22 protein-coding genes are annotated in these 26,153 nt (G+C 64.8%); 12 read left to right on the top strand and 10 right to left on the bottom strand.

What is annotated here, in order from left to right; genetic code table 11:
• Positions 1-44 precede the first annotated feature (44 nt).
• Both FJ957_RS03565 and FJ957_RS03570 read right to left on the bottom strand, forming a co-directional pair.
• A complete protein-coding gene (locus tag FJ957_RS03565; RefSeq protein WP_140828600.1) occupies positions 45-1,685 on the bottom strand; it encodes a GMC family oxidoreductase N-terminal domain-containing protein in 1,641 nt (546 codons plus the stop codon).
• 20 nt (positions 1,686-1,705) lie between these two features.
• On the bottom strand, positions 1,706-3,337 hold the full coding sequence (locus tag FJ957_RS03570; RefSeq protein WP_140828602.1) for an amidohydrolase: 1,632 nt from the start codon (positions 3,335-3,337) through the stop codon (positions 1,706-1,708).
• A 280-nt stretch (positions 3,338-3,617) separates the two neighbouring features.
• Between FJ957_RS03570 and FJ957_RS03575 the strand changes: the two genes are divergently transcribed.
• Genes FJ957_RS03575 through FJ957_RS03595 form a run of 5 tightly spaced genes read left to right on the top strand, consistent with a single transcriptional unit; the run spans position 3,618 to position 8,511 of the window.
• Positions 3,618-4,892 carry an NAD(P)/FAD-dependent oxidoreductase gene (locus FJ957_RS03575; protein ID WP_140828604.1) on the top strand — a complete coding sequence of 425 codons (1,275 nt, stop codon included), beginning with the start codon at positions 3,618-3,620 and terminating at the stop codon, positions 4,890-4,892.
• A 35-nt stretch (positions 4,893-4,927) separates the two neighbouring features.
• Entirely contained in the window at positions 4,928-5,344 is a 417-nt protein-coding gene (locus tag FJ957_RS03580; protein ID WP_140640275.1) for a RidA family protein, read from the top strand.
• A gap of 5 nt (positions 5,345-5,349) precedes the next feature.
• A complete protein-coding gene (locus FJ957_RS03585) occupies positions 5,350-6,024 on the top strand; it encodes a DUF1028 domain-containing protein (protein ID WP_140828607.1) in 675 nt (224 codons plus the stop codon).
• Positions 6,025-6,045: 21 nt separating this feature from the next.
• Positions 6,046-7,536, top strand: a complete 1,491-nt coding sequence (locus FJ957_RS03590; protein WP_140828610.1) for an aldehyde dehydrogenase — start codon at positions 6,046-6,048, stop codon at positions 7,534-7,536.
• Between the two features lie 45 nt (positions 7,537-7,581).
• The gene (locus FJ957_RS03595) at positions 7,582-8,511 is read left to right on the top strand and encodes a LysR family transcriptional regulator (protein ID WP_140783571.1); all 930 of its coding nucleotides are present in this window, start codon (positions 7,582-7,584) and stop codon (positions 8,509-8,511) included.
• A 6-nt stretch (positions 8,512-8,517) separates the two neighbouring features.
• On the opposite strand, the gene argE is transcribed toward FJ957_RS03595, so the two are convergent.
• Positions 8,518-9,675: an acetylornithine deacetylase gene (gene argE, locus FJ957_RS03600; RefSeq protein WP_140828611.1), complete on the bottom strand. Its 1,158-nt coding sequence runs from the start codon at positions 9,673-9,675 to the stop codon at positions 8,518-8,520.
• 221 nt (positions 9,676-9,896) lie between these two features.
• On the opposite strand from argE, the gene FJ957_RS03605 reads away from it, so the two are divergent.
• The 7 genes from FJ957_RS03605 to FJ957_RS03635 all read left to right on the top strand — a co-directional run bounded on the left by FJ957_RS03605 (position 9,897) and on the right by FJ957_RS03635 (position 18,690).
• Entirely contained in the window at positions 9,897-11,966 is a 2,070-nt protein-coding gene (locus FJ957_RS03605; RefSeq protein ID WP_140828613.1) for an NAD(P)-binding protein, read from the top strand.
• A 170-nt stretch (positions 11,967-12,136) separates the two neighbouring features.
• Positions 12,137-13,177, top strand: coding sequence for a proline racemase family protein (locus FJ957_RS03610; protein ID WP_140828615.1), 1,041 nt, complete (start codon positions 12,137-12,139; stop codon positions 13,175-13,177).
• Between the two features lie 217 nt (positions 13,178-13,394).
• Positions 13,395-14,387: a cell division protein FtsZ gene (gene ftsZ, locus FJ957_RS03615; RefSeq protein ID WP_040996104.1), complete on the top strand. Its 993-nt coding sequence runs from the start codon at positions 13,395-13,397 to the stop codon at positions 14,385-14,387.
• 219 nt (positions 14,388-14,606) lie between these two features.
• Entirely contained in the window at positions 14,607-14,894 is a 288-nt protein-coding gene (locus tag FJ957_RS03620; RefSeq protein ID WP_140828617.1) for a YciI family protein, read from the top strand.
• Between the two features lie 14 nt (positions 14,895-14,908).
• Entirely contained in the window at positions 14,909-15,970 is a 1,062-nt protein-coding gene (locus FJ957_RS03625; RefSeq protein WP_140828619.1) for a maleylacetate reductase, read from the top strand.
• A gap of 31 nt (positions 15,971-16,001) precedes the next feature.
• The gene (locus FJ957_RS03630; protein WP_140828621.1) at positions 16,002-16,910 is read left to right on the top strand and encodes an intradiol ring-cleavage dioxygenase; all 909 of its coding nucleotides are present in this window, start codon (positions 16,002-16,004) and stop codon (positions 16,908-16,910) included.
• A gap of 88 nt (positions 16,911-16,998) precedes the next feature.
• Positions 16,999-18,690, top strand: coding sequence for an extracellular solute-binding protein (locus FJ957_RS03635; protein WP_140828623.1), 1,692 nt, complete (start codon positions 16,999-17,001; stop codon positions 18,688-18,690).
• A 173-nt stretch (positions 18,691-18,863) separates the two neighbouring features.
• Here FJ957_RS03635 and FJ957_RS03640 read toward each other — a convergent pair whose 3' ends face one another.
• The 7 genes from FJ957_RS03640 to FJ957_RS03670 form a co-directional block, all read right to left on the bottom strand.
• On the bottom strand, positions 18,864-19,670 hold the full coding sequence (locus FJ957_RS03640; RefSeq protein WP_140828625.1) for an SDR family oxidoreductase: 807 nt from the start codon (positions 19,668-19,670) through the stop codon (positions 18,864-18,866).
• A gap of 11 nt (positions 19,671-19,681) precedes the next feature.
• Positions 19,682-20,539 carry a sugar phosphate isomerase/epimerase family protein gene (locus tag FJ957_RS03645; protein ID WP_140828627.1) on the bottom strand — a complete coding sequence of 286 codons (858 nt, stop codon included), beginning with the start codon at positions 20,537-20,539 and terminating at the stop codon, positions 19,682-19,684.
• Between the two features lie 10 nt (positions 20,540-20,549).
• A complete protein-coding gene (locus FJ957_RS03650; protein WP_181180488.1) occupies positions 20,550-21,347 on the bottom strand; it encodes an SDR family oxidoreductase in 798 nt (265 codons plus the stop codon).
• A 73-nt stretch (positions 21,348-21,420) separates the two neighbouring features.
• A complete protein-coding gene (locus FJ957_RS03655) occupies positions 21,421-22,398 on the bottom strand; it encodes a sugar ABC transporter substrate-binding protein (RefSeq protein WP_140828630.1) in 978 nt (325 codons plus the stop codon).
• A gap of 89 nt (positions 22,399-22,487) precedes the next feature.
• Positions 22,488-23,471, bottom strand: a complete 984-nt coding sequence (locus FJ957_RS03660) for an ABC transporter permease (protein ID WP_140828632.1) — start codon at positions 23,469-23,471, stop codon at positions 22,488-22,490.
• Between the two features lie 4 nt (positions 23,472-23,475).
• Positions 23,476-24,480, bottom strand: coding sequence for an ABC transporter permease (locus FJ957_RS03665; protein ID WP_246685762.1), 1,005 nt, complete (start codon positions 24,478-24,480; stop codon positions 23,476-23,478).
• Positions 24,477-25,979, bottom strand: coding sequence for a sugar ABC transporter ATP-binding protein (locus FJ957_RS03670; RefSeq protein WP_140828634.1), 1,503 nt, complete (start codon positions 25,977-25,979; stop codon positions 24,477-24,479). The genes FJ957_RS03665 and FJ957_RS03670 overlap by 4 nt, the downstream gene beginning before the upstream one ends.
• Positions 25,980-26,153 lie beyond the last annotated feature (174 nt).

Below are 26,153 nucleotides of genomic sequence, written 5' to 3' on the forward strand. Positions count from 1 at the left end.
GTTGGGGGTAGTCCTGCGTGCAAACGCTGAACTGCCCTCAAACGTCAAAGGCCGAGGCGATCTTCTACGTTTTGGCCGCGATGCGCCGAGCCGAGGATCATCTCCGAAGCCTTCTGCCCGATCATCATGCTTGGCGCGTTGGTGTTGCCGCCGATCAGCTTCGGCATGACCGAGGCATCGGCGATCCGCAGCCCGTCCACGCCGCGCACCTTGAGCGTCGCCGGATCGACGACAGCCATATCGTCGGTTCCCATCTTGCAGGTTCCGACGGGGTGATAAACCGTCAGCGCCTCGGCGCGCAGATAGGCGAGGATCTCGTCGTCGCTGCGGACATCTTTGCCCGGCAGCATCTCCGTGCCGCGCACCGCGTCGAACTCGGGCGAGGCAAAAATCTGGCGCGCGATCTTGATTCCTTCGACAAGCACCATGGCGTCGTCTTCATGCGTGAAGAAGCGGTGGTCGATCAGGACGTCCCGGCGGGAACTGTCGCGCGACAATTTGATCTCGCCCAGGCTTTTCGGCCGAAGCACGCAGGTGTGAATGGCGTAGCCGTGGCCGTATTCGATCAGCCTGCCGCGATGGCTGCGATAGCCCGGCACGAAGTGGAACTGGATGTCGGGAAGGCCGTTCGCGTGCCTGGTCTTCGCGAAGCCGCCGGCTTCGACATAGTTGGTGGTGAGCATACCCTTGCGGCGCGCGAAATACTGGAAGGGTGCCGCCGCCATGCGCGGCAGGTTGGCGATCGACAGGCCGAGCGTCCTGGTGCTCCTGGAGCGCACCGTGATCATGCCGTCGACATGGTCCTGCAGGTTCTTGCCGACGCCGGGCCGGTCGAGCACCGGCGTGATGCCGATCTGCTGCAGCTCAGCCGCCGGACCGATCCCGGAGGCCATCAGGATCTTGGGCGAGTTGATGGCGCCGGCCGAAAGCACGATTTCACGGCTGGCCGAGAGCCTCTTCTGTTGGCCCTCGTGTCGCACGCGCATCCCTATGGCGCGGCCCTCGGCAATGACGAGATCGATCACCTCGCATTCGCTGAGCAATGTCAGGTTCCTGCGATCGAGCACCGGACGCATGAAGGCGCTGAAGCTGCTGAAGCGCTGTCCGCGGTCCTGCGTGACGTTGTAGATTCCGAGGCCGAACTGGCTTTCGGCATTGAAGTCCGCGTTGGCGGGCAGGCCGGCGTTCCTGCCGGCCTTGACGAACATGCTGGAAAGCAGGTTCGGATCGCGCGGATTGTCGACCAGCAATTCGCCGTCGCCGCCATGATAGCGCGGGTCCTGTCCGAGCAGATTGCGCTCCAGTTTCCTGAACACCGGCAGCACGTCGCGATAGGCCCAGCCGGCGCAGCCGAGTCCTGCCCATTCGTCATAGTCATCGGCCGCGCCGCGAATATAGACCATCGAGTTGATCGAGCTCGATCCGCCCAGCGCCTTGCCCCGATTGACCGGAATGCTGCGGTTGTTGAGATGCGGCTGCGGCACGCCGACGAAACAATAATCGTAGCCCGGGTTGCCGTAGAGCGAGAGGATACCCGCCGGCACCTTGACCCGCAGGTTGTTGTCGCTGCCGCCGGCCTCGATCAGGCACACTTTGACCGACGGATCAGCGCTCAGCCGATTGGCGACCACGCAACCGGCCGAACCCGCGCCGACGATGATGTAGTCAAATTCAGCCGCTTCCATCCAACCCTCAAGACGCGGCCTCAAGCCGCGGGTTCGTCCCAGACCGATCTGCCGCCGACGATCGTTTTCAGCACCTTGATGTCCGCGATTCTGTCCGGCCCGACCTGCAGCGGATCATCGGAAAGGACGATGAAGTCGGCGAGCTTTCCCGCCGCCAAACTGCCCTCGTCGTTTTCCCGGTGGCCGGCAAGGGCCGCCCCCAGCGTATAGGCATGAACCGCCTGCGCGACGCTGATCCTCTGCTCAGGGACCCAACCGCCTTCCGGCTGGTGGTCCCGGCTCTGGCGCAACACCGCATTGCGAATGCCGATGAGTGGATTGAGGTCGACGATGGGCCAATCGGTTCCGAAGGCGACGGCGCCGCCGGCCTCCAGGATGGAACGAACAGGAAAGGCCCGCGGAAGAGATCCGGAGCCGACACGCACCTCCCAAAGCCCTTCCATTCCGAGCCATTGGTCTCGTGGATAGATCATGGCGGGCTGGAAGCTGGCTATCGCTCCTATCTCGCTAAAACGCTCGATGTCGCGCGCGGTGGGTATTTCGCAATGCTCCACTCGCGGCCGGCGCTGCCGCGAGCGTTCCCCGTCCGCGGCATAGGCGTCGAGGGCCATTTCGATGGCGCCCGTCCCGATCGCGTGTGTCCAGACCTGAAATCCTTCCTGCTGCGCACGGCTGACGGCCGCGTTGTAGGCGGTCGCCTTCCATAGGCATGTTCCAGTTTCGCCCGGTTTGTCGGCATAGCCCAGAGGCATGAAGCCGGTGTGGGATTCCAGCACGCCGTCCAGGAAGAATTTGATGACGCGCCCGTCGAGAAAATCAGGGTCGAGGTCACCCCTCCATCCGGATACGCGCGCAATCACCTCGTCGAGGTTCGACTCCGGGTTTGCAATGCTCGAAAGCGTGAACCGCAGGCTAAGCTCACCGTTCGCGAATATCTCCGCCAGCAAGGGGACTGCTTCGTCATCCATCCCCGCGCTTTGGACCCGCGACAATCCCAAACGGTTTGCTTCCTTGATGGCGCGAAGCAGCGCCGATCGCATATCGGATTTCGAGGATTGGGGAACCAGGGTTTCAAGCTGGGACCAGGCTCTCTCCTTCAACCATCCGGTCGGCTCGCCGCTCGCGTCTCTCACGATCTCGCCACCTTCCGGGTCGGGCGTGTCCCGTGTGATGCCGGCAAGTTCCAGCGCCTTGCTGTTCACCCAGGCCGCGTGCGCCATGCCGGAGCGGAAGAAAACGGGGCGATCGGCAACAACCTGATCGAGAAGCGATTTGTGGAAGCCGCCTTCGGGGAGATCGGGGTAGCCGTAACTGAATTCGCTGCCCACGATCCATGCGCGGTCGGGATGGGTTTGCGAATAGGCCTTCAACCGGGCGAGGACGTCGCTAAAGGTCTTTGCCTCGCGTAACCGTACTTCATCGAGATATTTGCTCCCCCAGGCAAAATGGACATGGGAGTCGATGAAGGCCGGCATTGCGAACCGACCCTGGAGATCGACGATTTCGGCGTTCGCCGAGGCCTGCGCCCTGACGGAAGACCAAGAGCCGACAGCAACGATGCGGTCGCCGCGAACCAGCATCGCCTCAGCAGCGGGATTCGCCGCATCGACCGTGTATAGCGCGCCGTTTTTATAAAGGGTCTCTCGCGCCATTTCACTCTCAGCGGTCGTCGCTCTGATGCGGTTGACGTAGGGAACCACCAAATCCAAGGCGCAAGAATTATTTTTTCCAGCACCCTTGCTTAGGGTCCGCCTAAGCTTTTCCCGATGTCCGGAGGCGGGATTGGGTGCCCCTCGGCGATCCCGTTCCAGCGTTTAGGGATAAGCTAAGCACTGACACATGAAATCATAATTTTCGCTCCGCCAGCCCGTCACTAAAAGCAAACCGGACCTCCATCGCAGCGGCGAAAGCCCTATCGAAAGAGACGTGGATATGTCGGTTGAGAAGGTAGACACGCTCGTCGTCGGCGGCGGCCAGGCCGGGGTGGCCATGAGCGAGCATCTGAGCAAATGCGGAGTGCCTCATCTCGTGCTCGAACGCGGCCGGATCGCCGAACGCTGGCGCTCGCAGCGGTGGGACTCCCTGGTCGCCAACGGTCCGGCCTGGCATGACCGGTTTCCGGGCATGGAGTTTCCCGTGACTGGTCCCGATGGCTTTCCTTCCAAGGAGGAGGTCGCCGACTATTTCGTCGCCTATGCAAAGCAGATCAACGCGCCGATCCGCTGCGGCGTGGAGGTCAAGCTCGTGCAGAGAAATGTCGGCCGTCCGGGATTTCGCGTCGAGACGTCGCATGGCGTGATCGAAGCCAACAGCATTGTTGCCGCGACCGGACCTTTCCAGGTCCCCGTCATCCCGCCCGTCGTTCCTGCAGATGCCGGCATCCTGCAAATCCACTCCAGCGCCTACCGCAACCCGGCGCAGCTGCCAAAGGGTGCGGTGCTGGTGGTCGGCGCGGGATCCTCGGGCGTGCAGATTGCCGACGAGCTGCAGCGCTCAGGCAGGCACGTCTATCTCTCGGTCGGCCCGCACGATCGCCCGCCGCGCGCCTATCGCGGTCGCGACTTCTGCTGGTGGCTGGGCGTTCTCGGCAAATGGGACTTGGAGACCCCGGGACCCGGCACGGAACATGTCACGATCGCGGTCAGCGGCGCGCGCGGGGGCGAGACGATCGATTTCCGCCGTCTGGCCGCGCAGGGGCTTACGCTCGTCGGCATGACAAAGACGTACCAGGACGGCGTGATGACCTTCGCGCCGGACCTTGCAAAGAACATTGCCCGCGGCGACGCCAATCTGATGTCGCTGCTGGACGAAGCCGACGCCTATGTTGCCCGCAACGGTCTCGACCTTCCGGAAGAACCCGCTCTGCGCAAGATCGACCCTGATCCGGACTGCGTGACCAATCCGATCCGCGAACTCGACCTGGCCGAGGCCGGGGTCGCGACGATCATCTGGGCAACGGGCTTTGCCGTCGATTACAGTTGGCTGAAGGTCGACGCTTTCGACGAGAAGGGCCGGCCAAGGCATCAGCGCGGCGTCTCGGTCGAGCCCGGGATCTACTTCCTGGGACTGCCCTGGCAGTCGCGAAGAGGGTCGAGCTTCATATGGGGCGTCTGGCACGATGCCAAGCATGTGGCCGACCGTATTTCGACGCAGCGCAAATATCTGGCCTATCACGCCGCCGCGACCCGCGAGCCCGTGGACGCCTGACCAAAGCTGCGAGCCCGACCCTTATGGAGACCAAGATGGCGCATACGCGAATTCGCAAATTCAATACCAAGGACACCTATCCCGAGCAGAAGCTCGACAATGATCTCTGCCAGGCGGTCGTCACGCGTGGCGGCCGGACCGTCTATCTGCGTGGGCAGTGTCCGCAGGACCTCGATACGGCCAAGAACATCGACAGCCACGATCCGGTCGAGCAGACCCACAAGGTCATGCAGAACATCAGGCAGCTCATCGAGGAATGCGGCGGCACGATGGAGCATCTGGTGAAGGTGGTTATCTACATCACCGACGTCCGCCACCGCGAAGCCGTCTACCGGACGATGGGCGAGTACATCAAGGGCGTCCATCCGGTTTCCACCGGGCTGGTCGTATCGGCCCTGGCGCGGCCGGAATGGCTGGTCGAGATCGACGGCACCGCCGTCATCCCGGACTGAACGCCATGACCTTTTCCATCGTTGCACGGTGCCGGCGCACGGGCATGTTCGGCGTGGCGGTGTCCTCGTCGTCTCCGGCGGTCGCGGCGCGTTGCGCCTACGCGCAAGCCGGCGTCGGCGCGGTCGCCAGCCAGAACGTCACCGACCCGACGCTCGGGCCACGGGCGCTGGAGTTGATGGCGCGCGGCGCATCGGCCACGGAGGCCGTCGCCATCCTGAAGCGCACGGGCGCTTTTATCGAATACCGGCAGATACTGGCTGTCGACGCCGCGGGCGTCAGCGCGATCCACTCCGGGCCGAAAGCGCTCGGCATCTGGGCCGAGGCGCGCGGCGAGGACGTGGCCTGCGGCGGCAACCTGCTTGCAAACGACGGCATCCCGCGTGCCATGGTCGACGCCTTCCTTGCCTCCGAAGGCGATCTCGGCGATCGGCTGATCGCCACGATGCGCGCCGCGCTCAAAGCAGGCGGCGAAGCGGGGCCTGTCCGCTCCGCCGGCATGAAGCTGGTGCGCGATGTGTCCTGGCCCGTCGCCGACCTGCGTTGTGACTGGACCGAGGACTGCCCGATTGAGCAACTGGCAGGGCTGTGGGACATCTACAAGCCCCAGCTCGATGCCTACGTGACCCGCGCCCTCAACCCATCCGGCGCGCCGAGCTATGGCGTTCCCGGTGACGAGTAGTACCGGCAGTCTGGAGCCAGCATGAGCGAACTCAGCCATAAGGAATGGATCGGCAAGGCGTCCGCGATCCGTTTTCGCGACAAAGCCTTCATCGACGGCAAGGCCGTGCCCGCGCGCTCCGGCCGTACCTTCGCCAGCATCAATCCGGCCACGGGAGCGACGCTCGCCGAGGTCGCTTCCTGCGGAGAAGAAGACATCGATCTGGCCGTCGCCGCTGCCCGGCGCAGCTTCGAGGCCGGCGTATGGTCGCGAATGGCCCCCGCGCATCGCAAGCAGGTGCTGCTCAGGCTGGCGGAGCTGCTGCGCGAGAACCTGCAGGAGCTCGCGCTGCTGGAATCGCTGGATATGGGCAAGCTGGTCAAGGACGCGGCCACCATCGACGTGCCGGGCTCGGCGGCGATCTTCCAGTGGTATGCCGAGGCGATCGACAAGGTCTATGACGAGGTGGCGCCGACCGGCCATGGCGACTTGGCACTGGTACGACGCGAGCCGCTTGGCGTCGTGGGTGCCGTGGTGCCGTGGAATTTCCCGCTCGACATGGCGACCTGGAAATGCGCGCCGGCGCTGGCGGCGGGCAATTCGGTGGTGCTGAAACCGGCCGAGCAATCGCCTTTCTCTGCGCTCAGGCTGGCGGAGCTCGCCATGGAGGCGGGCTTGCCCGCCGGCGTGCTCAATGTGGTGCCCGGCCTCGGCGAGACCGCCGGCCAGGCGCTTGGCCGGCACATGGACGTCGATTGCCTCGCCTTCACCGGGTCCACCGCCGTGGGCAAGCTGTTCCTGCAATATTCCGGCCAGTCGAACATGAAGCAGGTCTGGCTGGAGACTGGCGGCAAGAGCCCCAATCTGGTGTTCGCCGATTGCGCCGACCTGAACGCGGCGGCCGACAGGGCCGCCTTCGGCATCTTCTTCAACCAGGGCCAGGTGTGCTCGGCCAATTCCCGGCTTCTCGTGGAGCGCGGCATCAAGGATGTGCTGGTCGAGAAGCTGGCCGAGCGCGCAGCGGCGACCCAGCCCGGCGACCCGCTCGATCCGGCATCCAGGATGGGGGCGATGGTCGACGCTCGGCACGCCGCGACCGTCATGCGTTTCATCGACGGCGGCAGGAAGTCGGCCCGGCTGGTCACCGGCGGCGGCCGGATCTCGGTCGACGGGCGCGGCAGCTTCGTGCAGCCCACCATCTTCGACAATGTTGCGCCTGAGGATCCGCTTGCCCGCGACGAGATATTCGGCCCGGTGCTTTCGGTCATCGCCTTCGACACCGAAGAGGAGGCGCTTCAGATCGCCAACGACAGCATCTACGGGCTGGCGGCATCGCTTTGGACCGATAGCCTGTCGCGGGCACACCGCATCGCGGAGCGGTTGCGCGTGGGCACGGTTTCGGTGAACACCGTCGATGCGCTGAGCCCGATGACACCCTTCGGCGGCTTCAAGCAGTCCGGCTTCGGTCGCGACCTGTCGCTGCACGCGCTCGACAAATACACGGCGCTGAAGACCACCTGGATCAAGTACTGAGGGCCGTGACCTTGATCACCGGGTGCAAACCGGCAACATAGGACCATGCCGCTCCGTTTCACACTCAGACAGCTCGAATACTTCGTCGCCGTCGGCGAAGCGGGTTCGATTGCCAAGGCGGCCGAGCAGGTCAATGTCTCGCCGCCCTCGATCTCGGCCTCGATCGCCCAGCTCGAAGCGGAGTTCGGCGTCCAGCTCTTCGTGCGCAAGCACTCGCATGCCCTGGCGCTGACTGCAGGCGGACGCCTGTTCCTCAAGGAAGCCGCGCGCCTGCTCAACGACGCCGACGCGCTGCATGACATTGCCGGCGATATCGCGGAAAAAGTGCGCGGACCGCTGGCGATCGGCTGCCTGCTGACCTTCGCGCAGATCGTGCTGCCGGCACTGCGCCGGAAATTCGAGGACGCTTATCCGGATGTGCGCGTCAGGCAGTTCGAGCGCAACCAGGGGCAGTTGTTCGAGATGCTGCAGCGTGGCGAAATAGACGCCGCACTGACCTACGACCTCGAATTGTCGCAGGACATGACCTTCGAGCCGCTGATGCAGTTGCCGGCCTATGTGATGCTGCCGGCCGCGCATCGCCTGGCGGGGAGGGCGGGTATCACGCCCGAGGAACTGGTCGACGAGCCGATGGTGCTGCTCGACCTGCCTTACAGCCGGGAATACTTCCTCTCGGCGTTCCAGGGCCTGCGCCCCAGGATCGTCGAGCGCACCGGCGACATCGCCGTGATGCGCTCGATGGTCGCCAACGGCTTCGGCTACGGCATCGCCAATATGCGGCCGCTCAACACCATGTCGCCGGACGGCAAGCTGCTGGTCTTCGTGCCCTTGCTGGGGGACCTCCGGCCGCTGACCATGGGCATCGCGCTGCCGAACGCCGAGCACCGCACCCTGACGGTGCAGGCCTTCATCGACCATTGCCGCCGCTTCGTGGTCGAGCAAGGCGTTTTCGGCACCGAACGCATCGTCAAGTGAGCGACATCACGGCCAGCCGTCGGCGAGGCGCGACAGCAGCCTCTCCAGCATCTCGTCGCAACGCCGCAGCTGTTCGACGCTGACGAATTCGTCCGGCTTGTGCCCCTGCGCCATCGAGCCCGGTCCGCAGACGACGGCGGGCGTGCCGAGATCGCGGCTGAACAAGCCGCCTTCCGTGCCGAAAGCGACCTTCATGGTGCTATTGGCGCCGGTCAGCGATTTGACGAAGGCGACGGCTTCCGAAGCGGCCGGCGTGTCGAGACCCGGATAGGTGTTGGTGATCTCGATGTCGATCGCCGCTTCGGGCGCGATCGAAGCAGCGTCGGCGGCAATGCGCGCCGCAGCACTGCGCAGCCTGTCGAGAATGCCGGCGGCATCGTCGGCGGCGACGTTGCGGATCTCGAAATCGACCTGGCAAAGGTTGGGCACGATGTTGAGCGCCACGCCGGCATTGATCTTGCCGACATGCACGGTCGTGTAGGGAATGTCGTAGTCGCCGTCGCGAGCGCCGTCGCGGGCCAGCCGATCCTGTTCGTCGCGCAAGGCGCGCACGAAGTCGCAGCCGAGATGGATGGCGTTGAGCGCCAGCGGGGCGAGCGCCGAATGGCCTTCGCGTCCCTTGCAGAGAGCGCGCGCTGCAAGCTTGCCCTTGTGCCCCGTCGCCACCTGCATGTCGGTCGGCTCGCCGACGATGCACAGCAGCGGCCGCTGGGGCGCTGCATTCAGCATTTCGATCAGGTCGCGCACGCCGAGACATCCGACTTCCTCGTCGTAGGAGAGCGCCAGGTGCAAGGGCGTGCGCAGCGCCGTCTTCCGGGCCTTGAGACAGGCCGCGAGAGCTGAGGCCACGAAACCCTTCATGTCCGCCGCGCCGCGCCCGAAAAGCTTGCCGTCGCGCTCGGTCATCGCGAATGGCGGCAGGGTCCAGTTCTGGCCGTCGACGGGAACGACGTCGGTATGGCCGGACAGCATGATGCCGGGCTTGTCGGCCGGTCCGATGGTGGCAAAGAGATTGGCCTTGTGGCCGTCCGCGCTGTGGATGATCTGGCTGGCGATGCCGCTCGCTCCGAGCAACTCCGCCGCATAGCCGATGAGGTCGAGGTTCGAGTCGCGGCTCACCGTCGGGAAGGCGATCAGCTTTTCGAGGATCCTGGTGCTGTCCATATCTCTTGTTCCGTTGCCGCAGCCGGCTGTTTACATCGCGCCGTAGCGGTCCTGAAGTCGCATTTGGCTCAGCCCCGATTCATCGCAGGCTAATCCATGCAAGGGCGATTAGGCGCGTCCTAATCCGCGCAGAAGAAATCCATAGTTTTCCCGCGCCGGCGCCAACTTATGAGTAGTCTCGGCAACTGCGGCAGCGCCAAAGCCGACAGGAAGGAAGCACCATGCGCGACCCACGCTACGACATTCTGTTCGAGCCGATGAAGATCGGGCCGGTGACGGCCAAGAACCGCTTCTACCAGGTCCCCCATTGCAATGGCGGCGGTTATCGCGATCCGTCGGCCGCGGCCGAGATGCGCCGGATGAAATCCGAAGGTGGCTGGGGCGTCATCTTCACCGAGCAGACGGAGATGCACCACACCTCCGAGATCACGCCCTTCATCGAGCTCAGGCTGTGGGACGACGCCGATATCCCGGCCTTGGCCAAGATGGCCAAGGCCATGCACGAGCACGGCGCGCTGGCCGGCGTCCAGCTCGCCTATTCCGGCATCAATGGTCCCAACCTCTATACCAAGGAAGTCCCGCGCGGCCCGTCGCCCCTGCCGATCCGCACCTTCACCAACGATCCGGTGCAAGCCCGCGCTATGGACAGAGAGGATATTCGCGATTTGCGCCGCTGGCATCGCAACGCCTTCAAGCGTGCGAAGCAGGCGGGCTTCGACCTGGTCTGCCTCTACGGCGCGCACGGCTTCGGCATCATCCAGCACTTCCTGTCCACCGCCACCAACCAGCGCAGCGACGAATATGGCGGCTCGCTGGAGAACCGCTCGCGGCTGATGCGCGAGCTGATCGAGGAAGGGCGCGACGCGATCGGCGACACGTGCGGCCTGACGCTCAGGCTGTCGCTGGACGAGATGATCGGCGAGCTTGGCTTTGCCAATTCGGAAGTCCGCGACATGATCGAGATGCATGCCGAGCTGCCTGATCTCTGGGATCTCGCTCACGGCGCCTGGGAGGATTGCTCGGGACCGTCGCGCTTCAAGGAAGAGGCGGCGCAGGAAAGCCTCGTCTCCGGCATCAAGAAGCTGACCTCGAAGCCGGTCGTCGGTGTCGGCCGCTTCACCTCGCCGGATGTCATGGTCAGGATGATCAAGTCGGGCACGCTCGACTTCATCGGCTGCGCCCGCCCGTCGATCGCCGATCCCTTCCTGCCGAGGAAGGTCGAGGAAGGCCGCATCGAGGATATCCGCGAATGCATCGGCTGCAACATCTGCATTACCGGCGACATGACGATGTCGATCTCGCGCTGCACGCAGAACCCGACCTTCATGGAGGAATGGCGCAAGGGCTGGCATCCGGAGCGCATGCAGGCAAAGGGCGACAGCGACAGCGTGCTGATCGTCGGCGCCGGGCCCGCCGGACTGGAGGCCGCCCGAGCGCTCGGCCTGCGCGGCTACCAGGTGGCTTTGGCCGAGGCTGGCACCGAGCTTGGCGGCCGCGTGGCGCGTGAGTGCCTGCTGCCAGGCCTGTCGGCCTGGCGCCGGGTGCGCGACTACCGGCAGTACCAGCTCAGCCAGATGCCGAATGTCGATATCTATTTCGAGAGCCGGCTGTCGGCGGACGACATCCTGTCCTTCGGCTTCCAGAACGTCGCCATCGCCACCGGATCGACCTGGCGGCGCGACGGCGTGGCACGCGCCCATGTCGTGCCGATGCCAATCGACGCCGCCATGCCGATCTACACGCCCGACGATCTGATGGGCGGCAATGTGCCCTCCGGCAACGTCGTGCTGTTCGACGACGACCACTATTACATGGGCGGCGTGCTGGCCGAGCTGATGGCGCGCCAGGGCGCGAAAGTAACCCTGGTGACCCCTTCGGCCTATGTCTCGGACTGGACCCGCAACACGCTGGAGCAGGGGGCCATCCATCGCCGACTGGCGGAGTTGGGGGTCGATATCGTCCTCAACAGGACCGCCACGAGCATCGTTTCGGGCGGCGTCGCGACTGCCTGTGTCTATACCGGCGCGAATGTGGACATGGCCGCCGATGCCGTCGTCCTGGTGACGTCGCGCAATCAGGACGACGCCGTCTGGCACGCGCTGAAAGCCCGGGAAAACGAGTGCGCCAACAATGGCATCCGTTCGGTCAAGGTCATCGGCGATGCGGAAGCGCCGGGGCCGATCGCCTGGGCTACCTATGCCGGCCATCGCTTTGCCCGTGAGCTGGACGAAGCCGATATCGGTGACGCGCTGCCTTTCCGGCGTGAGGTGACGGCGCTGGCGGACGGGTAGCGCCGCTCAACTGGGATTCGGTTCGGAGTTGATCGTTTCTTATTTCGACAAGTAGCTGGAAAAACAAAAACGTCGGCCGTCATGATTTTCCTTGAGGCTGGCGCGCGGATTGATCAGTTTGTCCCCCACTTGCCAGGCGGATAGTCGCGGCGGACAGGGAGAAAAAAGCAATGCGCACCAAAACCAGCATCCGCGTCGTCGGCTGCCACGCCGAGGGCGAGATCGGCGATGTCATCGTGGGCGGCGTGTTGCCGCCCACGGGCCGCACGATGATGGAAAAGATGATCACGATGGAACGCGATCACGACCATATCAGGCGCATGCTGATCTGCGAGCCGCGCGGCAGCGTTGCCCGGCATGTCAATCTCCTGGTGCCCTCGACGCGCGAGGATTGCGCCGCGGGCGCCATCATCATGGAGCCGACCGAATATCCGCCGATGTCCGGCTCCAACACGATCTGCGTCGCCACGGTGTTGCTCGAGACCGGCATGGTGCCGATGCAGGAGCCCGAGACGCGCTTCAAGCTGGATATGCCCGGCGGCGTCATCGAGGTGCGCGCCGAATGCAGCGACGGCAAATGCCTGTCGATCACGCTGCGCAATGCCCCCGCCTTCGCCGAGCGCCTCGATGCCGATATCGAGGTGGAAGGGCTTGGCACGATCAAGGTCGATATTGCCTATGGCGGCATGTTCTACGCGATTGTCGATGCGCCTGCGCTCGGCTTCTCGGTCACCCCCGACGAGGCCCGCGAATTGGCCGTGGCCGGCGAGAAGGTCCGCCGCGCGGCGCGCGAGCAGCTCGATGTCGTGCATCCGCAGTTCGACAATGTGCGCGGTGTGTCGATCGTGCAGTTCGCCATGCCGTTCCAGGGGCCAGGCAACGTCACGCGCAACACCTGCATCGTCTCGCCAGGACGCTCGGACCGCAGCCCGACAGGAACCGGCACCTCGGCCCGCATGGCCGTGCTGCAGGCGCGAGGCCAGATGAAGGCCGGCGAGGTGCTGATCCATGAATCGATCATCGGCTCGCGCTTCACCGGCAAGATCCTCGAACTCACCGAAGTCGCCGGGCGCAAGGCGATCGTGCCGCAGATAACCGGCAGGGCCTGGATCACAGGAGAGCACAATTACTATCTCGATCCAACGGATCCCTATCCGCAAGGCTATGTGCTGTCGGACACCTGGGGCACCTCGACTTCGGTGACGCAATAGAATTTCTTGCAGCGCGCCGGCTCGGATCACTCGAGCGCCCAGACGCTTCCAGCTCTTGGCCGGGGCGTTTGCGCTTGCAGAATGTCAGCGGACCTTGCAGGGAGGCGCCTGCTCTGATTCCCTGCGGTTGGTGGGGGTCGCCTGATTCGTGTGCTTGCTTCGGCTCCGCATGATCGTGCGGCGGAGCCGCAGGTGCCTTCGGTAGAAAGATGAGAACATGACCGCCAAGCCGGAAATCCTGGAGATGAGACCCAAGATCACCGTTGTCGGGGTCGGCGGCGCCGGCGGAAACGCCGTCAACAACATGATCGCCGAAGGGCTGCAGGGCGTCGAGTTCGTCGTCGCCAACACCGACGCCCAGGCGCTCACCATGTCGAAGTCGTCGCGCCTGATCCAACTGGGCGCGCATGTGACCGAGGGGCTGGGCGCCGGGTCCTTGCCCCAGGTCGGGAGCGCTGCCGCGGAAGAATCCATCGACGAGATCATGGATCACCTTGCGGGAACGCATATGTGCTTCATCACCGCCGGCATGGGCGGCGGCACGGGGACGGGTGCGGCGCCCGTGATCGCGCGCGCCGCGCGCGACGCCGGCATCCTGACGGTGGCCGTCGTCACCAAGCCTTTCGTGTTCGAGGGCAAGCGCAGGACGCAGGCGGCCGAGGAAGGCATCGAACGCCTTCGCGAGAGCGCCGATACCGTGATCGTCATCCCGAACCAGAACCTCTTCAGGGTCGCCGACGCCAGGACCACGTTCGCCGACGCCTTCGCCATGGCGGATCGCGTTCTCTACGCGGGTGTAGGCTGCATCACCGATCTCATCGTCAAGGAAGGCCTGATCAATCTCGATTTCGCCGACGTGAAGTCGGTGATGCGGGACATGGGCCGGGCGATGATGGGAACCGGCGAGGCCTCCGGGGAGGGGCGCGCCAAGATCGCGGCCGAGGCGGCGATCGCCAATCCGCTCCTCGATGAAGCTTCCATGTCCGGCGCCAGGGGGCTGCTCGTGTCGATCTGCGGCGGCATGGACATGACGCTGTTCGAGGTCGACGAAGCCGCGACGCGGATACGCGAAGAGGTCGACGCCGATGCCGACATCATCGTCGGCGCCATCTTCGACCAGGCATTGGCGGGAAAGTTCCGTGTGTCCGTCGTCGCGACCGGACTGCGCAAGAGCGCCGACATCGCGCAATTCGAACAGAGGATCGCCTGAGACCACAGGGATCTCGCGGCTGCGCTAGCCCTCGACGGCACGATGCAATCGGCCGGTATCCGTTTCCGGCGGCGAACAATCACGCCCGCATGGAACCCATATCTGTCCAGTTTGGACAAATTCATCGGTCCGTTCGACGGGAGTCGATTTAAGTTCCGGCAGGGAGGAGTAGAACTTAGCGACGATCGATGAAGCGCCGCGCCCCCCGGGAGGACTATCTTGCTCTTTGCCGTCCACTGTCTCGACCATGCCGATGCGCTTGCGCGCCGGCTTGCCAATTACGATGCCCACAAGGCCTATCTTGCCGCCGGATCGGTCGCGACTGTAATCTCCGGGCCGCTGGTCGCTGCGGACGGTGCGACCATGATCGGCTCGCTCTTCGTGTTTTCCGCGGACAGCATCGAAGATGTGAAGGCGTTCAACGCCGCCGACCCGTTCACTGCCGCCAATGTCTGGCAAAGCGTCAGCATCAATCCCTTCCTGCTGCGTGTCGACAATCGCGGCTGACGGGGAGAGGCTCGATGAAAAGCTTCGTCTATAATGGCCAGCCGGCGCGCGTCGTCTTCGGATCTGGCACCATTGCAAGGCTGCCGGAGGAGATCGACCGTCTGGGGCTGAAGCGTGTGCTCGTGTTGGCAACGCCGCCGCAGGAGGCGGACGCGCGGCGTCTGGCCGGATCGCTTGGCGGCACCGCGGCCGGGGTCTATGCCGGGGCGACGATGCATACGCCCGTGTCCGTGACAGAGGACGCGCTGCGGATCGTGGCCGAGCTTCAGGCCGACGGGTTGGTTGCGGTCGGCGGCGGCTCCACGACGGGCCTCGCCAAGGCGATCGCGTTGCGCACCGACCTGCCGCAGATCGTGATGCCGACGACCTATGCCGGCTCGGAAATGACGCCGATCCTCGGCGAGACGAAGGATGGCGCGAAGGTCACCCAATCGAGCCCGCGGGTGCTGCCGGAAGTGGTGATCTACGACGTCGACCTGACGATGACGCTTCCTGCCGCGTTGTCGGGAACAAGCGGCATGAACGCCATCGCCCATGCGGTCGAGGCGCTCTACGCGAGGGAAAGCAACCCGGTGATAGACCTGATGGCGGCCGAGGCCATCGGCGCATTGGCGAGCGCCTTGCCGGTCATCGCCGAGAAGCCGCATGACCGCGATGCGCGCTCCAAGGCGCTTTACGGCGCCTGGCTCTGCGGTATCTGCCTTGGCTCGGTCGGCATGGCGCTGCACCACAAACTTTGCCACACGCTGGGCGGCAGTTTCGACCTGCCGCATGCGGAGACCCATACGATCGTGCTGCCGCATGCGCTGGCCTATAACGCCCCCGCCGTTCCGGCCGTCATGCAAACCCTGCGGGCCGTGCTGAAGACGAACGACCCGGCGACGGCCCTCTACGATCTTGCGGGCCGGATCGGCGCAAGGCGCGCCCTGTCTGAGATAGGCATGCCGCCCGACGGGATCGACACCGCGACGGACCGCGCGCTGGCCAATCCCTACTGGAACCCGCGGGCGCTGGAGCGGGGATCGATCCGGGCTCTTATCGCGCGCGCCTATGCCGGCGAGCCGCCGCAGGCCTGAGAACCCGAACGTCCCTGGAGGAGTTATCGCCATGACAGGCACCGCAGACGCCGCTCGACCGAAGTATCCTTATTTCGAGGAAGAGACCTCGGTCGACGTGGTCAACGCGCGCATGGGGCCGGATGTCGATCCGCGCCTGCGGCAGGTGATGGGCGTGCTGGTGAAACACCTGCACGCAGCCATCAAGGAGATCGAGCCGACGCATGAGGAGTGGCTGCAAGGCATCAAGTTCCTCACCGATGTCGGCAAGATGTGCTCCGACTGGCGGCAGGAATTCATCCTTCTTTCCGATACGCTTGGCGTTTCGATGCTTGTCGACGCGATCAATCACCGGCGTCCGAACGGCGCCACGGAAAACACCATCCTCGGCCCGTTCTACGTGCCCGAAGCCCCGCGCTACGAGCACGGCGCTAACATCTGCCTCGACGGCAAGGGTGAGCCGATGGTGGTGCGCGGTCGCGTGCTCGACACGCAAGGCAAGCCGATCGCCGGCGCGCTGATCGATGTCTGGCAGACCAATGACGACGGCTTCTACGATGTCCAGCAGGAGGACGTCCAGCCCGACTGGAACCTGCGCGGGGTCTTCACCGCCGACGAGAAGGGCGAGTACTGGTATCGTTCGGTCAAGCCGCGCTACTATCCGATCCCGGACGACGGACCGGTCGGAAAGATGCTCGCCGCGCTCGGGCGTCATCCGAACCGGGCGGCGCATGTGCACTACATCGTCAGCGCGCCGGGTTACGATCCCGTCATCACCCACATCTTCGCGCCCGATTGCCGCTACCTTGCCGAGGACGCCGTCTTCGGCGTGAAGGATTCGCTGATCGCGGATTTCACCAAAGTCACCAACCCGGAAAAGGCGCGCGAGCTCGGTTTCGACGCTCCGTTCTGGTCCGTCGAATGGGATTTCGTCCTGGCTCCCAAGACCGCCGGAACTTGAGGCTGGGCGGTTTCGTCCAAATTGGACAAAAGCTGGCGTCGAGTCGCCTGGTCGGCGTATCCTTCCGCGCTGGAAGGAGAATGTTGGGATGAACGATCACGAGTTCCTGCGCGTCTATGATTTCGTGGATCGGCTGCGCAGGCCTTTCCTCGGCGTCACGGATGTCGAGGACGAGGCCGCCTGGCGCATCATCCACTACCTCATGCGCTCGGAGCTCGAAGGCTATCCGGTGACGATCAGCAAGCTCGCGCTGGTCTCCAATCTCCCTCACGGCACCGCGATCCGGCGTATCCAGGGCATGATCGACAGCGGATTGATCGAGAGGCGGGCGGCTTCCGAAACGGCCAAGCGCTTTACGCTTCACCCGACGGCACGCCTCTCGAACCTCGCCATCAATTATGCGGCGGAGACAAAAGCCCTGATCGCCGAGATCGTCGGCGGCCGCAACAATGAGGAGCATGAGGCCGACTATTATTTCGGCGCGCCGCAGCGCGGCAGTCCGATCATTCCACCGATCAACCTTTTGACCAACAGGGTCACGAAAGGCGTCGAGCTGCAGTTCCTGCTGAACGACGACAATTACTTTGCCGCCATGCGCAACACGTGGTCGGACTTCCGCAACAACCTGGCGAGCGCCAAGAGCTTCAAGCTGGTGCACCAGAACGATCTTTACCGGGAGGGCCTGGCGAACGGCGCGCGCACCATCTCGGCCTACGACATGATCGCGATCGACATGCCCTGGCTTGGAGAATTCGCGAGCAAGGGACTTGTCCTGCCGATCGGCGAGGTGATCCGCGAATCCGGCATCAACCCGATGGATTTCCATCCGTCGATCTGGTCGACGACGACCTGGCAGCGCGTCGAATACGGTGTGCCGATCTATTGCACGATAGAGGTGCTGGCCTGCCGGTCGGATCTCTTCGAAAGCGAGGGGCTGCCGCTGCCGCGCACCTTCGACGACGTCATCAGCGCCGGGCGCGCATTCCATAATCCGGCCGCGGAACGCTACGGCATCGCCTGGAACGCGGCGCACCGGCCGCTGGCATCGAGCTTCATGTTCTTCCTCGGCTGCTGCGGCCAGACCGTGCTGTCGATCCGCCGCACGCCGACGGGCTATTCCACCGAAAACCTCGATGCGCAGCATATGCGGCCGCAGGTCGACAGCGAAGCCGGCCTGCTGGCGCTCGACTACATGCATCGCATGCTGGAGATCGCCCAGCCCGGCGCGCTCGAGGCGCATTGGGACGATTCCTGCGCGGTCTTCCTGCGCGGCCAGAGCGCGATGGGCTATGTCTGGACGATGCGCGCCGCCCAGTTCGAGGCCGAAGTCCGTTCCGCCGTCAAGCGCCGCGTCGCCTACGTTCCGCAGCCTTCAGGACCGGGCGGCACCAACACCTCGCCGATCGGCGGGTTCCTGTTGTGCATCCCTTCCAACATCGACCCGAAGCGTCTGCCGCTCGCGGCCGAAGCGCTGGCCTGGATGGCATCGCGCGAGGCCATGAAGGAGCATGTGAAGAACGGCTTTCCCGTCGCGCCGCGTTTCTCGGTCAGCGCGGATCCGGAGGCGATCGGCAGCTCGCAGCTCGTGCGCTTCGTCGGCAGCCTCGCCAACCGCAATCTGCTGCGCAACTGGCAGCGCCCGCCGGTGCCGTTCTACACCGGCATGGAGCGCATCATCGGCGAGGAGGTTCACGACGCGCTTTCCGGCCGCAAATCCGACCGAGCGGCCCTGAAGGACGCCCAGGACCGCATCGAGCGGATCGTTGACCGCGTCGGCTGATTCCGTTTCGTTGCGGCGCGCCTTGAAGCAGTTCAGCGTTTGATAGAATCGCCTGCTGCAACTCCTTGTTTTTGCGCAATTCCAAAGGACAACCGCAGTGCGGTTCTCCTGAAATCTCTTTGTTTTGACGCAATTCCGGCCGGAAACCCGCTCACACTTTTCCGGGAATTGCTTTAGGCGATCGCTCGTATCGAGCCGCCATCCACGCCCCAGACGGAGGAGGTGACGAAGGAGGCGAGATCGGAGGCCAGGAACACGATGACGTTGGCCACTTCCTCCGGCTTGCCGAGGCGGCCGAGCGGCAGCTGGCGCAGCGACATCTCGTGCTCGACGGCCTTCTGCGGCTCCATATTGTGGAACTTGCCCATGGTTTCGGCAAAGCCGCCGGGCTGGGTCCAGAACGGCGTCCAGATTGGGCCGGGAGCCACGGCGTTGATGCGGATGTTGTTGGCGCCTTCGGTGCGCGCCAGCCCCTTGGTCAGGGCGAGCACCGCCGCCTTGGACGCCGAGTAGTCGATCGGAACGCCTTCCGGCTGACGCGCAAGGTCCGAACCGTTGTTGACGATCGCGCCGTGTCCCTGTTTGCGCATGACCGGCAGGACGATGCGCGTCGTGCGGACATAGCTCATGAAGTTGAGCGAGAAGGTCTTGTCCCACTCGGCGTCGGTCAGTTGGTCGAAGGTCCGCACCGCGCCGGCGCCGACATTGTTGACGAGGACATCGACCGTGCCGCCGAAATGGGCGATCGCGGCTGTCACCTTCTTCTCGATATCCTCAGCCGAGGAAAGATCGGCCTTGAACGTCGCGGCCGTGCCGCCGGCAGCCGTGACCGCGGCCGACGTCTCGGCAAGGGCCGCTTCGTCGATGTCGAAAAGCGCCACGCGGCTTGCCTCGCGGCCGAACGCTATCGCCGTTTCGCGGCCGATGCCCTTCGCCGCCCCGGTGATCAGCACCACCTTGCCCTTGAGATTGGTTTCCATTTTGATCCTTCCTATCTTGCGGCGAATTGCGCCATGGTTGTTTCGAACGAGCGTCGCGCCGCCTCTTCGAGCGGCAGCACGCGATGCCTCTTTGAGATCACTTCGACGGAGTAGAAGCCGTCGAAGCCGGTCTTGCGGATCGCGTCGATGAAGGCGGGGGGATTGAGCACGCCCTCGCCACAGAGCCGGCGTTCGTAGATCGTGTCTTCCCAAAGCGTGCCGACGATTTTTTCATCCGCGTCGTCGAGCTCGACCGAGACGACATATTGCTTCGGCACGGTGGCGACGGCCTCGTAAGGGATGCCGCCGCGGCCGACATGCCAGATGTCGAGCAGCAGGCCGCCATTGGCCTTCGCCGCGCCTTCGACGATGGCGCGCGCGGTTTCCAGGGTGCGCACGTTTGAGAACGGCATCACCTCCAGCGCGATCCTGGTTCCGTAACGGGCGGCGTCGTCGCAGATCGCGGCGAAGCTGTCCGTGACCTGCCCAAGGTCGATCGTGTCGGCATCGAATTCCGGCGCGATCTTGACGTCGCGGGCGCCGAGCGCCTCCGCCGCCTCGAAGAGCTCGCGCCGAACCTTGTCCGATGCGGCGCGTAGGGCGCCGGACGCGAACCAGTGGGTGATGAACTCCAGCTCGACATGCGGCATGCCATTGGCGTCGAGGATGCGGCGCATCTCCTTCAGGCCGATCTTCTCGCGCGTCGCCTGCAGATCGGCGTGGATCAGGCCGACGCCCTTGTATCCGGCCCTTGCCGCCGCCTCGACACGCCGGGCGAACGGAAAGGGGCTGATCTCGTTCGGCGCGAACGGATAGACGTCGCCGGAGATGGTCCAGTAGGCGGCGACGAGTTCAATGGATTTGCTCATCATCTTCTCCTCAGACCGAGGCGCCTTCCGACCCCGTGCGGAAATCGAAGCTGGTCGTCAGGCCGCCGTCGGCGATGATCTCGGCGCCATTGAGCGCAGTGGAGGCGTCAGAAAGCAGGAAGAGGCCAGCGCGGGCGACCTCGGCCGGATCGAGGATGCGGCCGGCCGGCTGGCGGTTGGCGCGCGCGGCGAGGAAGCGGTCCGGATCGTTGGCGGATTTCATGTGCCGTTCGAAGAGGCCGGCGAGCATCGGCCCGGGGCTCAGCACGTTCGCGCGTATGCCCTGGCGCGCATGGTCCATCGCAACGGTGCGGGTAAGCTGGCGGACGGCGCCCTTCGAGGCGGCGTAGACGGCAAGCTGCTGCTCGGCGAATGTCGCGTCGATGCTGGCGACCGCCACGATCGGGCCGCCGCCGCGCGCGGTCATCAACGGCAGCATGGCGCGAAAGGCGAGCGCCGTGCCGATGAAATTGACCGACATGGTCCTTTCCATCGCCGCTTTGTCGAATTCGAGGATGGTGCCGACATTCAGCATGGCCGCCGACGTCACGAGGCCAAGCGTTCCAGGATTTTCCCTGGTGATCATGTCCGTGATGCCGGCCCAGGTCGCCTCGTCGGTAACGTCGCCCCGGACATGCGAATAGCGTTGGCTTGCAAGGCTCTCGGGCGCCGGCGCGAGATCGACGCCGATCGTGCGTACGCCGCTTTCGGTCAGCAGCCGGGCAATGTTGGTACCAAGACCAGAAGCCGTTCCGGAGACCACGACAAGGTCCGGCAAGGCGTTGCTAAAGACTGGCTCCGTGGCCATGGGATATTCCTCTTTTCTGACGTCGGGAAGGATGAGGCACGGCGGCGGGCCGCCGTGCCTCGGATGCGGATAATCAGCGGCCGAGCGCGGCGTTGCAGTCGGCGACGTTGGCCTTGGTGATGATCTCGTGCGGCAGGAAGATCTGCTTCTCCACCTTTTTGCCGTCGAGAAGATCGGCGACAGCCTGCGCGGCATATTTGCCGTCGTCGATCGGCGACTGCAGGACGGTGGCGTATTGCGTGCCGTCATTGATCTGGTTGACGCCCTCGATCGAGCAGTTGGAGCCGACCAGGACCAGGCTTGCCGGATCGATGCCGGCGCGCTTGGCGGCGACGATCACGCCGGACATCATGTTGTCGGCCTGCGCATAGACGCCCTTCACGCCTGAGCCGAGCTGGGTGAAGAGGGCGGCGGCGGCGTCCGTCGCCTTGGTCTGGTCCCAGTTGCCGTTCTGTTTGCCGGCCACCTGAATGCCGCTCGCCTTCTTGCCCAGGACATCCTCGAAGCCCTGCGAGCGCTGGATCTGGGGCGGTGTTCCGGGAACGCCCTCGACGATGAAGACCTTGCCGTCGCTGCCGAGCTTCTTGTCGGCGAAACCCTTGATCATGGCTTCGCCGGCGGACTCGCCGTTGCCGATGTCCGACGGGCCGGTGAAGACGTCCCAGAATTGCGAATATTTCTCGTCCGGCCGCGAGTTGGTGATCACCAGCGGAATGCCGGCCTGCTTGATCTTGCGCAGCGACGGCACGATGGCGCTCGCATCCGCGGGCCAGAGCACGATCGCGTCCGGCTTTTGGGCAATCGCCTGGTCGACCTGCGAGGCCTGCTCGGCGGCGTCGTAGTTGTTGATCTTGACCTCGAGATCGATGCCAGCGGCGGCCGCGACCTCCTTGAAGGCGCGCTGGTGCAGGGCGCAATATTCACATTCCTCGGTGACCGTCAGCAGGATCACCTTCGCGCCCTTGGCCGCGGCAAAGGCCATTCCCGGCGCCATCAGCCCTCCGACGACCGTGGTCGCCAGCAAAAGTTTGGTAAGTTTTGCGAAGTTCATTTTGGTTACTCCTCCCGTTTCAAGGTTGCACGTTCCCCCGCACCGCCGATCGGCTCGGCGGCGTTGCAAGGATCCGTCGGTTGTTTCCGCTAGGCGGAATTGGCGGCCCGCGACATTGCGAGCCGTTCGCTCATCCATGCGCCCAACTGACCGTCGAGCAGCACGATCCCCATCAGCACGAGGCCGTTGGCGAAGAGAATCCCCGTCGCCCCCATGCCGATCAGACTCAGTCCATTGTTCATCACCGTCAGGATCAGCGATCCGAGCAGGACATGCGCGGGCGTGCCGGAGCCGCCGCTGAGGGTGACGCCGCCGACGATCGCGGCCGAGACGGCCTGCAGCATCAGCGTGCTGCCGGTGGTCGCCGCGGCGCTGGCGAGGCTCATCGACAGCAGGCTTCCCGCGAGGGCGGCCGTGGCGGCGGAAAGCACGAAGACGATCACCAGCGAGCGGCCGACCCTGGCGCCGCTCGCCGCCGCGACCTGGGGCTTGCTGCCGACGACGCGGATGTCGCGTCCCATCAGCGTGTAGTGCATGAACAGGCCGACGAGCAGGAAGGCGGCAAGCGTCACGACGCTGCGCCAGGAAAGGACGGTCAGCAGCGGATCGTCCAGGACCATGCCGAGGTCGAAATTGTCGGTGCTGATGACCTTGCCGCCGGCGAGCCAGAAAGCGAAGCCGGAGAGCGCCATCATCGAGCCGACCGAGACAACGAGCGACGACACCTTGAAACGGCTGATCACGAAGGCATTGACCAAGCCGACAAGCACGGCGAACGCCAGCGCGGCGACCATGCCATGGACGAGATTGCCGGCGCCGATGACGAGCGTGATCAGGCCGCCCACGGCGACCATCGAGCCGACGCTCAGATCGAACTCGCCGGCAATCATCGTCAGCGACAGGCCAAGCGCGACCATGCCGAGCAGCGCGAAGGATTGCATGAGGGCATAGAGATTGCGGCCGCTGATAAAAGCCGGATTCCAGATCGCGAAGGCGGCGACGAGAGCGGCGAGCAGGACAAGGCGCAGCAGCGTCGCGCCGGAAATCATCTTCGACTTGCGGATCGCGGCCATGGTCTTACCTCCTGAAGCCGAGCGCCAGCGCGCCGAGGATCACCGAGCCGATCACCACCAGGCCCTTGACGATGAGCTGGATCTCCAGCGACAGGCCCTTGAGCAAAAGGATGTTGGAGATCATCGCCAGGAACACGGCGCCGATCGCCGCGTCGAGGATCCGGCCTTGGCCGCCCTTGATCGCCACGCCACCGACGAGCACGGCGGCGATCGCGTCGAAATCCAGCCCCGCGCCGAGCTTGAGGTTGCCCTGCGCCGCCTGCGAGCCATAGAGCGCGCCGGCAAAGGCCGCAGCCATGGCTGCAAACATGTAGGCGAGCACCAAAGTACGGCCGACGCGCAGGCCGGTGAAGCTGGCGGCCTTCGGGTTCAGCCCGATCAGGCGAAGCTCCCGGCCGAAGCGGGTCCGCTCGACGATGAAGCTCAGCACGATCGCCGCCAACAGGAAGAGCAGGATCTGGTTGGGCAGGCCGAGGGTCCGCCCGACCCCGAGCCAGCTCGCGTCTCCCTGGCCCACGACCGTCAGGCCGCCGGAATAGAACGAGCCGGCGCCGGTGATGATCGAAGCCATCGCTATCGTGGTGATGATCGGATTGGTGCGGAACAGGCCGACGGCGATACCCTGGGCCAACCCGAACAGCCCGCCGATCAGGACCACCAGGATCACGCTCGCGAACAGGCCGAAATGCAGGAAGGATGCAAAGAGAATGGTTGAGACGGCGGCCGTCGCGCCCATCGACAGCATGAAGAGATTGCCGGAAAGCGTGATCAGCGCCATGCCGACCGCGGCGATGCCGACCGCGGACGTGGAGTACATGATCGCCGACACATTGGCGCCGGAGGAAAAGCCGGGAATGGTGAATGTTGCCCACAAGGCGAACAGCACCGTGGCTGCCCACACCGCGGTGGACTGGATGCGCTCCGGCCGCATCAGGCTGGCGCCGAGCGCCGCCGCGTCGAATCCGACCAAGGCCCTGCCTCCGCTCCTTACATTGCCGTTGATGCTCATGCCGCCCTCCCGATGTCCGGACCGCGAACGACGTCGCCCAGGATGGAATCCATGGTCGTCTCCTCGACCGGCAGATCGCGAACGATCTCGCCGCGGAAGACTGTGATCACGCGCTGCGACAGCTCCCGGATCTCTTCCAGGTCCGTCGAAAAGAACAGGACGACCAACCCCTCACGGGCGAGCGCCTGGATCTCGCGGTAGATCTCGGTGCGGGCGCCGACATCGACGCCGCGTGTCGGCTCGTTGAGCACCAGGATCCTGGGCGAGAGCGCGACCGACTTGGCGATAGCCACTTTCTGCTGGTTGCCGCCCGAAAGCGTCGACGCCGCAGCCGGCAGCCGGCGGACGTCGATCTGGAACCGGCGGGCAAGCTCGCCCGCCTGCCTGCGCGCATCGGCAAGCGTCAGCACGCCGAAGCGGTTGAGGCGGTCAAGGATCGCCGCTGTGAGGTTGACCTCGATGGGGGCTCCGAGGAAGAGGCTCTTGCCGGCGCGGTCCTCCGAGACATAGGCGATACCGGCACGGCCCGCCGCCGCAATCGAAGTGACCTCGACCGGAGAGCCGTCGACCCTGATCGTGCCGGCATAACGCCGCTCCAGGCCTGCCAGCGTTTCGACCAGCGCATTGGCGCCGGAGCCCAACTGACCGATGACGCCGACGATCTCGCCGGCGCGGAAGGCAAGATCGACGGGGCGGTATTTTCCCGCGACGCCAAGTCCCGCAAGCTCGATCACCGTCGCCGCCTCGGGCCCGGCCCGGTCGCGCGTCGCATGCGCCGAGGTTACCTCGCGACCGATCATCTCGGCGACGAGCTCGTCATTGGTCCATTGCGCGGTCGGTTTCGTCAGGATGCGCTGTCCGTTCCGGAACACGGTCGTGCGATCGGTGAGGGCGAAGATCTCCGGCAGGCGATGGCTGATATAGACGACGGCCGTTCCCTTGGCGCGCAGCCAGCGCACCGTCGCGAAGACCCGCTGGATCTCGGCGTCGGAAAGGCTCGCGGTCGGTTCGTCGAGGATGAGCACGCGCGCTCCGCGCATCACGGCGCGGCAGATTTCGAGGAGCTGCTGCTCGGCGATCGACAGGGTTCCGGCCTCGAGGTTGAGCGGAATATCGGACAGCCCGAGCTGATCCAGCGTCTCGCGTGCACGCGCCCTGTAGCGGGCGCGGATGTAGAGCTGGGAGATATCGGGGTCGCCGAGAAGCACATTGTCCAGCACGGACAGATGCGGAATGATCGACAACTCCTGATAGACGACGGAAACGAGCTTCGGGTTGGTAAGCTCGCCGGGCCGCAGCAAATGCCCGCCGACGCGGATCTCGCCCTCGTCAGGCGGCATGAGGCCGGCAATCATACGCACCAGCGTGCTCTTGCCGGCGCCGTTCTCGCCGCAAAGAGCATGAATCTCGCCGGCGTGAAGATCGAAGTCGATGCCTTTCAGCGCGTGGATCCCGCCGAACGACTTGCGCAAGTTCGTGACCGTGAGAACGGCTTGCATAGCTCGTGAAACCTCCCAACACCGCGCCTCCGAGCGGTGCCAAAAGGCTTAAACGACAAGTTCGCCGGGGGTCGCGGGTAAATGGTCCATACTGGACTTTCTGTCCTGCCGGCGCATCGTTACCGCGCGGGCTATGTGCAGCACTCCTTCCCGGAGCAACCGATGAAGCTGATC

Source organism: Mesorhizobium sp. B2-4-6, assembly GCF_006442775.1.
Taxonomy (GTDB): Bacteria; Pseudomonadota; Alphaproteobacteria; order Rhizobiales; family Rhizobiaceae; genus Mesorhizobium.

What these genes read in the sequence shown, in the direction of transcription:
- FJ957_RS03565 (WP_140828600.1), bottom strand. Translation starts at nt 1,685, where the DNA reads ATGGAAGCGGCTGAATTTGACTACATCATCGTCGGCGCGGGTTCGGCC.
- FJ957_RS03570 (WP_140828602.1), bottom strand. Translation starts at nt 3,337, where the DNA reads ATGGCGCGAGAGACCCTTTATAAAAACGGCGCGCTATACACGGTCGAT.
- FJ957_RS03575 (WP_140828604.1), top strand. Translation starts at nt 3,618, where the DNA reads ATGTCGGTTGAGAAGGTAGACACGCTCGTCGTCGGCGGCGGCCAGGCC.
- FJ957_RS03580 (WP_140640275.1), top strand. Translation starts at nt 4,928, where the DNA reads ATGGCGCATACGCGAATTCGCAAATTCAATACCAAGGACACCTATCCC.
- FJ957_RS03585 (WP_140828607.1), top strand. Translation starts at nt 5,350, where the DNA reads ATGACCTTTTCCATCGTTGCACGGTGCCGGCGCACGGGCATGTTCGGC.
- FJ957_RS03590 (WP_140828610.1), top strand. Translation starts at nt 6,046, where the DNA reads ATGAGCGAACTCAGCCATAAGGAATGGATCGGCAAGGCGTCCGCGATC.
- FJ957_RS03595 (WP_140783571.1), top strand. Translation starts at nt 7,582, where the DNA reads ATGCCGCTCCGTTTCACACTCAGACAGCTCGAATACTTCGTCGCCGTC.
- argE (WP_140828611.1), bottom strand. Translation starts at nt 9,675, where the DNA reads ATGGACAGCACCAGGATCCTCGAAAAGCTGATCGCCTTCCCGACGGTG.
- FJ957_RS03605 (WP_140828613.1), top strand. Translation starts at nt 9,897, where the DNA reads ATGCGCGACCCACGCTACGACATTCTGTTCGAGCCGATGAAGATCGGG.
- FJ957_RS03610 (WP_140828615.1), top strand. Translation starts at nt 12,137, where the DNA reads ATGCGCACCAAAACCAGCATCCGCGTCGTCGGCTGCCACGCCGAGGGC.
- ftsZ (WP_040996104.1), top strand. Translation starts at nt 13,395, where the DNA reads ATGACCGCCAAGCCGGAAATCCTGGAGATGAGACCCAAGATCACCGTT.
- FJ957_RS03625 (WP_140828619.1), top strand. Translation starts at nt 14,909, where the DNA reads ATGAAAAGCTTCGTCTATAATGGCCAGCCGGCGCGCGTCGTCTTCGGA.
- FJ957_RS03630 (WP_140828621.1), top strand. Translation starts at nt 16,002, where the DNA reads ATGACAGGCACCGCAGACGCCGCTCGACCGAAGTATCCTTATTTCGAG.
- FJ957_RS03635 (WP_140828623.1), top strand. Translation starts at nt 16,999, where the DNA reads ATGAACGATCACGAGTTCCTGCGCGTCTATGATTTCGTGGATCGGCTG.
- FJ957_RS03640 (WP_140828625.1), bottom strand. Translation starts at nt 19,670, where the DNA reads ATGGAAACCAATCTCAAGGGCAAGGTGGTGCTGATCACCGGGGCGGCG.
- FJ957_RS03645 (WP_140828627.1), bottom strand. Translation starts at nt 20,539, where the DNA reads ATGAGCAAATCCATTGAACTCGTCGCCGCCTACTGGACCATCTCCGGC.
- FJ957_RS03650 (WP_181180488.1), bottom strand. Translation starts at nt 21,347, where the DNA reads ATGGCCACGGAGCCAGTCTTTAGCAACGCCTTGCCGGACCTTGTCGTG.
- FJ957_RS03655 (WP_140828630.1), bottom strand. Translation starts at nt 22,398, where the DNA reads ATGAACTTCGCAAAACTTACCAAACTTTTGCTGGCGACCACGGTCGTC.
- FJ957_RS03660 (WP_140828632.1), bottom strand. Translation starts at nt 23,471, where the DNA reads ATGGCCGCGATCCGCAAGTCGAAGATGATTTCCGGCGCGACGCTGCTG.
- FJ957_RS03665 (WP_246685762.1), bottom strand. Translation starts at nt 24,480, where the DNA reads ATGAGCATCAACGGCAATGTAAGGAGCGGAGGCAGGGCCTTGGTCGGA.
- FJ957_RS03670 (WP_140828634.1), bottom strand. Translation starts at nt 25,979, where the DNA reads ATGCAAGCCGTTCTCACGGTCACGAACTTGCGCAAGTCGTTCGGCGGG.